General features: G+C 53.2%; 10 protein-coding genes and 2 pseudogenes. 3 read left to right on the forward strand and 9 right to left on the reverse strand.

Annotation, left to right across the window (positions count from 1 at the left end; genetic code table 11):
• Positions 1–18: 18 nt before the first annotated feature.
• The 5 genes and pseudogenes from CXB77_RS08090 to alaC form a co-directional block, all read right to left on the reverse strand.
• The gene (locus CXB77_RS08090) at positions 19–1,077 is read right to left on the reverse strand and encodes a V0D/AC39 family V-type ATPase subunit (protein WP_105073473.1); all 1,059 of its coding nucleotides are present in this window, start codon (positions 1,075–1,077) and stop codon (positions 19–21) included.
• Positions 1,078–1,158: 81 nt separating this feature from the next.
• Positions 1,159–1,476, reverse strand: coding sequence for an ATPase (locus tag CXB77_RS08095; protein WP_105073474.1), 318 nt, complete (start codon positions 1,474–1,476; stop codon positions 1,159–1,161).
• 45 nt (positions 1,477–1,521) lie between these two features.
• Complete coding sequence (radC, locus tag CXB77_RS08100) at positions 1,522–2,196, reverse strand: RadC family protein (RefSeq protein ID WP_105073475.1); 675 nt, start codon at positions 2,194–2,196, stop codon at positions 1,522–1,524.
• 31 nt (positions 2,197–2,227) lie between these two features.
• Positions 2,228–3,540 (reverse strand): annotated as a pseudogene (locus CXB77_RS08105) (homoserine dehydrogenase).
• Positions 3,541–3,574: 34 nt separating this feature from the next.
• Positions 3,575–4,777 (reverse strand): alanine transaminase, encoded by a 1,203-nt coding sequence (gene alaC, locus CXB77_RS08110; RefSeq protein WP_105073476.1) that lies wholly within the window; start codon positions 4,775–4,777, stop codon positions 3,575–3,577.
• 229 nt (positions 4,778–5,006) lie between these two features.
• Here alaC and glk point away from each other — a divergent pair, with 229 nt between their 5' ends.
• The 3 genes from glk (at position 5,007) to CXB77_RS23705 (ending at position 7,959) form a co-directional block, all read left to right on the forward strand.
• Complete coding sequence (gene glk / locus CXB77_RS08115) at positions 5,007–5,987, forward strand: glucokinase (protein ID WP_105073477.1); 981 nt, start codon at positions 5,007–5,009, stop codon at positions 5,985–5,987.
• Between the two features lie 63 nt (positions 5,988–6,050).
• Entirely contained in the window at positions 6,051–7,652 is a 1,602-nt protein-coding gene (locus tag CXB77_RS08120; protein ID WP_347338083.1) for a methyl-accepting chemotaxis protein, read from the forward strand.
• A 28-nt stretch (positions 7,653–7,680) separates the two neighbouring features.
• A complete protein-coding gene (locus CXB77_RS23705) occupies positions 7,681–7,959 on the forward strand; it encodes a hypothetical protein (RefSeq protein ID WP_146108763.1) in 279 nt (92 codons plus the stop codon).
• Here CXB77_RS23705 and CXB77_RS21570 read toward each other — a convergent pair.
• From CXB77_RS21570 to CXB77_RS08135, 4 genes and pseudogenes are all read right to left on the reverse strand, one after another.
• On the reverse strand, positions 7,956–8,405 hold the full coding sequence (locus tag CXB77_RS21570; RefSeq protein WP_242445553.1) for a glycosyltransferase: 450 nt from the start codon (positions 8,403–8,405) through the stop codon (positions 7,956–7,958). The genes CXB77_RS23705 and CXB77_RS21570 overlap by 4 nt on opposite strands.
• Positions 8,383–9,424 (reverse strand): annotated as a pseudogene (locus tag CXB77_RS24575) (glycogen/starch synthase). The gene CXB77_RS21570 and the pseudogene CXB77_RS24575 overlap by 23 nt, the downstream one beginning before the upstream one ends.
• 41 nt (positions 9,425–9,465) lie before the next feature.
• Positions 9,466–9,675, reverse strand: a complete 210-nt coding sequence (locus tag CXB77_RS08130; protein ID WP_146108764.1) for a hypothetical protein — start codon at positions 9,673–9,675, stop codon at positions 9,466–9,468.
• On the reverse strand, positions 9,654–10,607 hold the full coding sequence (locus CXB77_RS08135; RefSeq protein WP_146108765.1) for a hypothetical protein: 954 nt from the start codon (positions 10,605–10,607) through the stop codon (positions 9,654–9,656). Before CXB77_RS08135 ends, CXB77_RS08130 begins: the two co-directional genes overlap by 22 nt.
• Between the last annotated feature and the right edge of the window lie 261 nt (positions 10,608–10,868).

Raw genomic sequence — 10,868 nt, forward strand, 5'->3', positions numbered from 1 at the left:
GCATGGCTGCCGTGGTGTTTAAGCGGCGCTGTGTAACTCAACGTGATGGGTTTCGTTCAATTCCAACGCAGCTTTGATGGTCATTTCTGGGAATTGCAGCAATCGCCCTTGCACCACCGTCAACAGGCGCTGCAAATCTGCTTCGCGCAGCATGAGATAAGCCAACGCTCGCGCCAAACCGGATTGACTGCGCACCAAGGTCTCATGCAGATCGCGGTGCGTCGCCTGATTCATCCGCCGCTGCACTTCGCCGAGATCGTGACTGCCAGCCAGCAGCGTGTTGAGCGGTGCGGGAAGTGCTTCCAAAATGCGCTCCAGCGTGTCGAAGTTCGCCAGTCGCAACAGTTGCTCGCGGGTCAATAAGCGCGTGGAAGGCACTAATTGATAATAGGTTTCCGACGACGAAAGCTGATAGGTCAAACGAAACCGCAGCAGCCACAGCAGCGCCACGCGATCCAATTCTGCGCCCAGCAGTCGCCGCAGTGCATTGAGATGATAATGATCTAAACCCATGATTTGCCGCACAATTCTACTGTAATAACGTTGATCAATCGCAGCTTCCAGCGCAAAAGGCTCGCGCTGTTTTTCATACACTTCACGGGCTTGGCGAGCGATTTGATGATATTGACCGGTTTCGAGCTGGCGCAGCAGCTCCAGCACATTCTCAGCGCGGAATAATTCCTGATGCGGCAGGCGCAAGGTCGCTGGCAAATCAAATAGATGGTCACGAATGGCTTTCTGCTCGAGCGCGTATAACTTGCCGCGAATCAAAGTTTTCAGATTAAACAGCGCATATTTCCGCGCCCACGCCAGCAGCACGGCGCGTTCTGCTGCCGGCATCGGTCGCGCCAGCACTTGCAAATCAGCCAATAACACTTGCAACAAACTTTGTTCGATCGCGCGGCGGCGCATCGTTGCAGTCGCCTGCTCATCCAGCAGTGCCGTCAAGCCAAATTGTTCGGCCAATTCAGGAAGCGTTAATCGCGGCAGCCGGTCAATCAATTCCGGCGCAAACAATCGGGTAGACATCACCGAAATTCGGGTATTTAGATAAGCCTGTGCAGCAGCGTTACTCATGCGAGATTGCTCGGTTATCGAGAAAAACGAGTTTCAGTTTGGAAGAACTCGCGCATCAACAGCGCGATTTGGAATGCTGGGCTAACGTTCAGCACTAATCAGCAGTTGAAATGCGGATTCAAGCGCGTCTTCTTTACGTTGTTCGGCTTGACTGCGGAGTTGCTGATGGCGTTCATCGTAGCGCCGCCGCAGCTCGGCGATATTTTGCTCTGCGCGTTCCTCGGCTTTGGTGATAAACGCACGTTGCAGGTCGGGAATGCGCGCAGTGAAACGGTCATTCTCAGCACGGGCATCGTTCATCGCCTGTTGAATGCTACGTTCCTGTTCTTGTTCAGCCTGTTGCGCGAGCCGTTCTGCTCGCATTTCGGCATCAAGCAGTCGTTTGAGGGTTTCGTCCATCGCTACAAGCTCTCAACAATAAAAACCAAGAATAGCCGAACGTCGTCATAAAAAACCGCGTTGGGCAAAAGACACGCCATCACCATCGCCGATGATGACGTGATCCAAAACACGAACATCAATGTATTTCAATAATTTGCACAGCTCTTCGGTAATGTCAAAGTCTGCCTGACTGGGTTCGGTAATGCCAGATGGATGATTGTGCGCGAAAATCACTGCGGCAGCGTTGGTCTCTAACACGCGCCGCAACACCTCACGCGGATGCACACTGGTCGCATCAATCGTTCCGCGAAACAGCTCTTCGTAACAAATGACGCGGTGATGATTGTCGAGAAACAGGCAGGCAAACACTTCGTGCGGCAAGCCATAAAGACGCATTTTGAGATAATCACGGGTTGCTGTTGGCGTACTCATCACGTCCAAGTCTTTGATGCGCGTGAGTAAATAGCGTTGACTGAGTTCCACCGTCGCCTGCAACTGCGCGAACTTCGCTGTGCCCAGTCCTTTTCCCTCACAAAAGCGCCGTTGATCGGCTGCCAGCAAGCCGACAATCCCGTTGAATTCCAATAACAATTCCCGTGCTAAATCGACGGCGCTTTTGCCCGGAATGCCGGTACGCAAAAAGATCGCCAACAATTCGGCATCCGACAACGCACCTGCGCCGCGATCCAACAGCTTTTCGCGTGGGCGCTCATCTGCCGGCCAATCCTTGATTCCCATGGATTCATTCCTTGATTTTCATTGCTTTTTATTAACCCGATAAATTTTCCATGCGAATGCGCACCACTGAACCCAGCACTGAATCCAACGCTTCAATCCGTGCAATCGCTTGATTCATTTGTCCTTCAATGATGCGGTGGGTCAGCATCACCAGCGGCACGTGGGTTTCACCTTCACTTGGTTCCTTCTGTTTAATGGCTTCGATGCTGATGCCTTCCTCACCCAAAATGCTGGCAATTCGCGCCATCACGCCCGGCTGATCCAGTGCCGACAGCCGCAAATAGTACGATGTTTCAATGGCTTCCATTGCCAGCACCGGCGTATTCGTCAGTTCATCCGGCTGAAATGCCAGATGCGGAACCCGATTGCTGGGATCGGTGGTCAGCGTCCGCACGACATCACCAAATCGCAATCCGCCGAGGCAGTCGGCTGGGCACCAGCGCCAGCGCCGTAATACAGCGTTGGCCCGACGGCATCACCTTTGACCAAAACGGCGTTCATCACGCCGTCAACATTGGCAATCAAGCGCCGCTGCGGAATCAAGGTCGGATGCACACGCAGCTCAATTCCATTCGGCGAGCGTCGTGCAATGCCTAAATGTTTGATTCGATAGCCTAATTCAGAAGCGTAACTGACATCGAGCGCCCCAATTTTAGAAATGCCTTCAGTAAAACAGCGGTCAAATTGCAGCGGAATGCCAAATGCCAGCGCACCGAGAATGGTTAATTTATGCGCAGCATCAATGCCTTCGACATCAAACGTTGGATCAGCTTCGGCATAACCGAGTGCCTGCGCTTCGGCCAGCACGTCCGCAAAATCGCGCCCTTTGTCGCGCATTTCGGTCAGGATGAAATTGCCCGTGCCGTTGATGATGCCGGCGATCCATTCGATGTGATTGGCGGCCAGCCCTTCGCGTAACGCCTTGATAATTGGAATGCCACCGGCAACTGCGGCTTCAAAACCGACCATCACGCCTTGTTGCTGCGCTGCGGCAAAAATTTCGTTGCCGTGCCGCGCAATCAACGCCTTGTTCGCAGTAACAACATGTTTGCCGTTGGCGATTGCTTGCAGCACCAGCTCGCGGGCGGGCGAATAACCGCCAATCAATTCAACGACGACCTGCACTTCGGGATCGTTCACTACGGCAAAGGCATCGTCACTGATGCGGGCAATTTGCGCTAATCCAGTGATGCTCGCTGGGTTGTAATCACGAGCGGCTGCGTGAGTAATGACGATGCCGCGTCCAGCGCGGCGAGCGATTTCGCGGGCGTTACGCGTTAATACCGTGACCGTGCCACCGCCGACCGTTCCCAAACCCAATAAGCCAATTTTCACTGGTTCCATGCGTCTTAACCTCAATGCAACATTCGCTTAAAACTCAGCCACCCATCCGCGCATCACGTCGGAACATTTCCTTGATCCCGCGCACGGCTTGGCGAGTGCGATGTTCATTTTCAATCAAGCCGAAGCGGACGTGACTGTCGCCGTATTCGCCAAACCCGATGCCCGGCGAGACGGCAACCTTGGCATCGCGCAGCAGCTTTTTGGAAAACTCCAGCGAACCGATGTCCCGATACGGCTCTGGAATCGGCGCCCACACAAACATCGTGGCTTTCGGCGGATCAACGTCCCAACCCGCTGCATTGAGACCTGAACACAGCACATCGCGGCGACTTTGATACATCGTTGCAATCTCGCGCACACAGTCCTGCGGCCCTTCGAGCGCGGCAATCGCTGCGACTTGAATCGGCGTGAAGGTGCCGTAATCCAAATAAGATTTAATCCGCGCCAGCGCTCCGACCAGCGTCTTGTTGCCGCACATAAAACCCACGCGCCAGCCCGGCATGTTGTAACTCTTTGACATCGAAAAGAATTCAACGGCAATCTCTTTCGCGCCTGGAATCTGCAAAATCGACGGCGCTTTGTAACCATCAAACACGATGTCGGCGTAAGCGATGTCGTGCACCACCCAAATCCCGTGCTCGCGGGCGATGTCCACCACCTTTTGAAAGAACTCCAATTCCACGCACTGCGTCGTTGGATTGCCGGGGAAATTAAGCACCAGCATTTTCGGTTTTGGCCAAGATTCCTGAATGGCTTTTTTTAGTTCCTCAAAGAAATCAACGTCTGGCGTGAGACGCACATGCCGCACATCCGCACCAGCGATAATGAAGCCGTAAGGATGAATTGGATAAGCTGGATTCGGCACCAGCACCGTATCGCCAGCGCCCATCGTCGCCAGCGCCAAATGCGCCAGCCCTTCTTTGGAACCAACAGTCACAATCGCTTCGCTTTCCGGGTCAAGATGCACATCGAAACGGTCCCGATACCAATTGCAGATTGCACGGCGCAAGCGCGGAATCCCGCGAGACATCGAATAACGATGCGTGTCTTTGCGCTGCGCGGTTTCAATGAGTTTATCGACGATATGTGGCGGTGTAGCTTGGTCTGGATTGCCCATTCCAAAGTCGATGATGTCCTCGCCCCGCGCTCGCGCTCCGGCTTTCAATTCGTTAACGATATTGAAAACATAGGGCGGCAACCGCTTGATGCGGTGAAATTCGGATTCGGGGGCGATCACAGATGACCTCTTTAAGATTACGCAGATGTTGATGAGGAAATGAGGCGCAGAGTCTACCGATACACCCGCGAGAATCAAACCACTAGCGAAATCACCTGTGCGGTTCCACTTAATCCGGGTGGACACGGTTGATCGTGATCAGCATGTTTTCCGGTGAACGCTTTTCACACCTTTAATCCCAAAATTCAATAACTTGTTTTTACGCCGTCACATTCAATGAGGAAAGGTTATGCGCTTGTTAGTCGGTGATATTGGTGGAACCAAAACGGCGCTGGGCGTCGCAAAAACTGACGGCGACACGGTGACGCTCACGCAACCGCTGCGTTATCCCAGCACAGCGTTTGATTCGCTTGAAGACATCGTGCAGCGCTATTACGAAGACACGGGCACGAGCTGCCATTTCGCGGCATTTGCAGTGGCGGGTCCCGTGAAAAATCGCTGCTGCGAAACCACCAATCTACCGTGGCTGCTCAATGCCGATGTGTTAGAAGAAAAACTCAGATTATCAGGCGTTTATCTACTTAACGATTTGGAAGCAGTGGCATGGGGCGTGGGCGCACTCTGGCCGCATGATTTAGCCGTGCTGCATTCGGGCGATCCTCATGCTGTGGGCAATGCGTGTGTCGTTGCAGCGGGCACTGGATTGGGACAAGCCGGACTATATTGGGATGGAATCCGTCATCACCCGTTTGCCACCGAAGGCGGTCACGCAGATTTTGCGCCGACGACTGAATTAGAATTTGCGCTGCTGTCGCATCTGCACTCACGTTTCGGACGCGTGAGCTGGGAGCGCGTGGTTTCTGGAATGGGTATTGCTGATCTGTACGAATTCATGCTGGTGCATCAACGCACGACCACGCCACCTTGGTTGCAACTGGCAATTGCGGAAGGTGGCGACACGGCTGCGGCAGTGGCACAAGCTGCGGCGGCAGCGCGATGTCCAGTGTGCGTGGACACGATGCAGTTGTTTTTGCGGTTGTATGGGCGCGAAGTGGGCAATGTGGCACTGAAACAAATGGCGCTGGGCGGCGTTTTTCTCGGCGGCGGCATTGCGTTAAAAAATCTGGAGATGCTGCGTAACGGCGCATTTTTAGAAGGTTTTTTTGATAAAGGGCGCATGACGCCATTGATGCAGCAAATGCCAGTACGGGTTATTTTACAACCGCACACGCCATTGCTAGGCGCAGCCCGATTTGTTGCTGCGCAATAGGCGGAATCCGCCGTTTTATGCGGCAAAAATTAAATTAAAAAAGATGAGGAGATACAATTTAACATGCTGAAAAACTTAAAAATTGGGGCGAGAGTGCTCATTGGCTCAACCCTATTGCTGGTGCTCACCATTGGCATCAATTTGCCGCTCGTGTTATCGCAATTAACCACGCTGACTGACCATGCCGAACGTCGTCATCTTGACGATTTATATTTTTCTCTGAGCAATGCCATCATCGAACAGGGTGAACGCGCTCAAGCATTGAGTGCTGCGGTAGCGCAAATTCCAGAAGTGCAACAAGCCTTTGCAGAAGGCGACCGCGCTCGCCTCGCCGAATTGACCCTGCCGATGTTCAAACACATGCGCGATCAAAATGGGGTGCGGCAATTCCAATTTCTCACTGCGCCAGCAACTTCCTTTTTGCGGGTGCACCTGCCGGAAAAATTTGGTGATGATCTGTCCGCGATTCGCCAAACCATCGTTGAAGCCAATCGCACTCACAAACCGGTGAGCGGTTTAGAAAATGGCGTTGCTGGGCTAGGTGTGCGCGGCGTGGAACCGGTGAATTATCAAGGGCATCCGGTTGGCGTTGTGGAATTTGGCTTGTCGTTCGATCAAACCTTTTTCGAGCGGTTTAAACAGAATTTTAATGCCGATGTAGCACTGCAAGTGATTGATAAAAATGGCTTTAAACCTTTTGCCGGAACGATTGACGGCGGTAGCGCGTTTACTGCGGAACAGTTGCAAAGCGGCATCACCGGCGAAGTGCTGCTGCGCCAGCTTGATTATCAGGGGCATCCGGCAGTGGCTTACGGGCGCGTCATCAATGATTTCTCTGGCAAACCGGTCGGCATTTTGGAACTGCTCATTGATCGCAGTGCGGCAGTAGCAGCGCACCAGCACACGCTGCTGTATATCCTCGGCACGGGCGGGCTGCTGCTGCTGATTGGATTGGCGCTGGCTGGGTTAATTGCTCGCACCATTACTGCGCCGATTCGTCTCACTGTGGCCAATTTGCAAGCGATTGCGCACGGCGATGGCGATTTAACGCGGCGCTTGGATGTTGATGGTCGCAATGAACTGGCTGAATTTGCCCGTGCGTTTAACTTGTTTGTCGACAAAATCCACCAGCTCGTGATTCAAACTGCTGGCGCAGCGGCACAGATGGGCGCAGCAGCAGAAGAACTCGCAGTCAACAGCGCCGAAACTAATCGGCAAATCGTGGCAGAACAATCAGAAACGGATCAGGTTGCGACGGCGATTAATCAAATGACGGCGACGGTTGAAGAAGTAGCGCGTTACACCGCCACTGCCGCGCAAAAAGCCAAACAGACCGCGCAGGCAGCGGAGGCTGGCGATCACATGGCACAGCAAACCATCGTTGCGATTGAAATGCTGGCAGCAGAAATTGCGCAGGCTGGAATCGTCATCGCGCAGTTGTCGGATGACAGCCGCGAAATCGGTGCGGTGTTGGATGTGATTCGCGCCATCGCCGAGCAAACCAATTTGCTGGCGCTCAATGCAGCGATTGAAGCAGCGCGAGCTGGTGAACAGGGACGCGGTTTTGCAGTCGTTGCCGCAGAAGTGCGAATGCTTGCGAGCGCACCCAATCATCCATTGCGGATATTCAAGCCAAAATTGAGCGGGTGCAAAGCGGCGCAGTAGGTGCAGTGGCACCATTGCGCGTAGTCAAATGCAGGTTGGTTGTGGCGTGAATCAAGCGCGTCAAGCGGGAACTTCTTTCAAAACCATTAGCGATTCAATCATTGAAATTAACGACTTAAATACGCAAATTGCCAGTGCCGCTGAAGAACAAACGGCAGTCGCTGAAGAAATCAATCGCAATATCCATGTTATTTCTGGCACGGTCGATCAAACTGCTCACGGCTCAAAGCACATTGCTCAAGCCAGCGATGCGTTGACACGGCTGGCAGTTGAATTGCAAATCAGTATTGGACAATTTCGGATTTAAACGGTCGCTCGCAATTGCGCGTAAATCGCCAGATAACGCTGGGCAGGTCGTCGCCACGATAAATCACTACGCATTCCATTCACGCGCAATTGCCAAAAGTATTCCGGGTAGCCATGCCATAAACCCAGCGCCCGGCGCAGCGCACTTTCTAATCCGGCAGTAGTTAATTCATCAAAGACATAACCATTGCGCAGTTCAAACGGTTGATCCGAATAGTTCGCATCAAATACCGTATCCGCTAATCCACCTGCTCGCCGTACCACTGGAACCACGCCGTATTTCATGGCGATCATTTGGGTTAAACCGCAGGGTTCATAACGGCTGGGAATTAACATTAAATCCGCGCCAGCATAAATAAGATGCGCCAGCGTTTCGTCATAACCCAATTCGAGATGACAGTCGGATTCGCCGCAGTGTCCTGTTTTAATTGTGCAAATGCGCCGCAATTGCCGGATCAAGTGCCGTGCCCAAAAGCACAATTTGACCGCCGTGTGCCAGCGTGTCGTGAATTCCATGTGCAATTAAATCGACACCTTTTTGATAATCCAAACGGGTCACAATGGCCATGATGGGTTTGTCCACTGTTTGCAATCCCAGCCGACTGCGCAGTGCTTGTCGATTGAGTGCCTTGCGCGGCAGCGTTTCCACGCCGAAATTGGTCGGAATGAGCGGATCAAGTTCAGGATTCCAAATCTCTTCATCAATGCCGTTGAGCACGCCGCCGAATTTGTGCGCGTAGGTATTGAGCAATGGCTGCAAACCCATTCCCTGCTCGGTGTGCTGAATTTCCCACGCATAACGCGGCGATACCGTATTCACAAAATTGGAATAGACGATGCCGCCTTGCAGCAGATTTGCCAATCGTCCGTCTTGCGAATCGCGCAGCCGATCTGCGGTCATCACGCGCTGCGGATCAAGTCCGACTTGCCGCAAAATGGTTTCGCTGACGCGCCTTGATAACCGAGATTGTGTAGCGTGTAGCAAACGCGAGTGCGATTCATACCAAGTGCTTGATAAACTTCATATAACAGCACTGGAATCAAGCCGGTTTGCCAGTCGTTGCAGTGCAAAATGTCCGGCTGTCGCCCAGATTGCAGCATGAATTCCAGCACTGCTCGCGCAAAAAAGGCGAACCGCTCGGCGTCATCTTGTTCGCCATAAATGCGGCGGCGCTGAAACAAGCCGTGCACTGATTGCGGGTCAATGAACAGGCAATTCACCTCGGTTAATTTGCCGCCAAACACGCGGCAAGTAATCCATTCGTTGTGAAAAGGTACGCGCAATTGCTCATAAACTACTTGCAAATCAGCAAGCGGCGCTATGTCCAGCACGTCGTAATACGGCAGCACATTTCTACGGTTTCGCCGCAGCGCACCAATTCTCGCGCCAGCCCCAGCACAAAATCGCCGAGGCCGCCAGCTTTGGCGATGGGAGCGCATTCGGCGCTAATCAGGGCGATGTACATGGTGTGAAATCCGCAATATGGCAATGAAAATGCGTGGTTAATCAGGAACGAGCGCAGGTTAATTCTGGTGGTGGATGCTGGCGCAGCATTTCCGCCAGTAATGCTGCGTCATCCACGCGCAGCAGCAGTTGAAAACGTCCGCCGGGTCCGATGCGATACCGCTGCCCGAACAGATCAATATCCGAATTGGGCGCACCCCAGCCGTGAATGCGCAATTCGGCTTCAATCATCACGCCTGCGCTCGGTGACACAGCGCGACCGTAGCGCAATGTCGGAATAAGCGATGGCTGGCGCAGTGCTGGCGCTCGGTTCGATGAATTGCTGGCGCAGTGGATAAATACAGTTGTGAATCAACGGCGCTGCTGCTGTCGTCAGCAACCGCCAGCGGTGCGGCAATGATGGGCAACGGAAACGTTGGCGCGAGTGGCATCTGCGGCGCATCTAAACGCGGATCATTGGGCAGCGCAGTTGCCGTCGCAGTGATGAGACAGGAATGGCTGAAATTGCGGCAGCGGTCGCAGCATTGACCATGGCAACGGCGCACTTGGCGATGCTGCGCTTCCAAATGTGGCAACGGCATTTCCTGCGCGAGCGGTGGCGCAGTGCCCGCGCCGAGCAGTAGCCGATTGGAACGGGCGAGTAACAGCCAGCCACCAGTGGCGTTGGTTAAACCGAGTTCTGCTTCAAACTGCGCGGTTTCGTTTCCCACCACAAAACTGCGATCACCGCTGCCTTGATGACTGGTCAGATGCACTGGCGCTTCGGCGGCAGCATCAGCGCCTCCATCAGCACGAACACGGCGCAGACGTAATACCGCTGCTGGCGCAGGGCTCGTCACCGCAAAGGCTTGACTTAAACCAATATAATCATCTGCTTCCACATGCCAATGCACCAATGCTTCGCCAGACGCGCCAGCTTCCAACACCAGTGCGGTGTCGTGAATCACCAGTGGAAATACGGAAATGAGTGGTTGTGATGGCGGCGCAAGATCGGGCGCAGTCAAGTCAGCGTTGAGCACTGGCAAAGCGAGCGCGTCTGATGACGCAGTAGCAGGACAGTCACACATCAAGACATCGGCGCAGTCTGAAATGCGATCCACTTGGCTGGTGATGGCAAAGTTCCTCGGTAAACAAATGCGGCAGCAGGTCGGTTTTAGTGGGCAGTTTTCAGTTGTCAGTAACAACGCTGTTTTTACCGACAATCGTCAACTGATAACTAATGACTTTTTTCAACTGCCTCGCTCCTCAAAGAATAATTTCTCAGCTTCCCATGAATTCATTTCAAGCAATAGACGTAACTTGAAAGCTGAATAGACTCAATCGCTTCTAGCGCAATACTAGAAGCGATTAAAATCCGTCGTTATAACGTTGGTTTAATTCCGGTGCGCAATTGCTGCGGATCAATTTTACCCGAATAGCGATAAGGCAGAGTGATTAAGCCGTCA

The sequence above is a fragment of the Chromatium okenii genome, from assembly GCF_002958735.1.
In the GTDB taxonomy this organism is placed as follows: domain Bacteria; phylum Pseudomonadota; class Gammaproteobacteria; order Chromatiales; family Chromatiaceae; genus Chromatium; species Chromatium okenii_A.

Coding starts and splice junctions, on each gene's coding strand:
- CXB77_RS08090 (WP_105073473.1), bottom strand. CDS start 1,077: ATGAGTAACGCTGCTGCACAGGCTTATCTAAATACCCGAATTTCGGTG.
- CXB77_RS08095 (WP_105073474.1), bottom strand. CDS start 1,476: ATGGACGAAACCCTCAAACGACTGCTTGATGCCGAAATGCGAGCAGAA.
- radC (WP_105073475.1), bottom strand. CDS start 2,196: ATGGGAATCAAGGATTGGCCGGCAGATGAGCGCCCACGCGAAAAGCTG.
- glk (WP_105073477.1), top strand. CDS start 5,007: ATGCGCTTGTTAGTCGGTGATATTGGTGGAACCAAAACGGCGCTGGGC.
- CXB77_RS08120 (WP_347338083.1), top strand. CDS start 6,051: ATGCTGAAAAACTTAAAAATTGGGGCGAGAGTGCTCATTGGCTCAACC.
- CXB77_RS23705 (WP_146108763.1), top strand. CDS start 7,681: ATGCAGGTTGGTTGTGGCGTGAATCAAGCGCGTCAAGCGGGAACTTCT.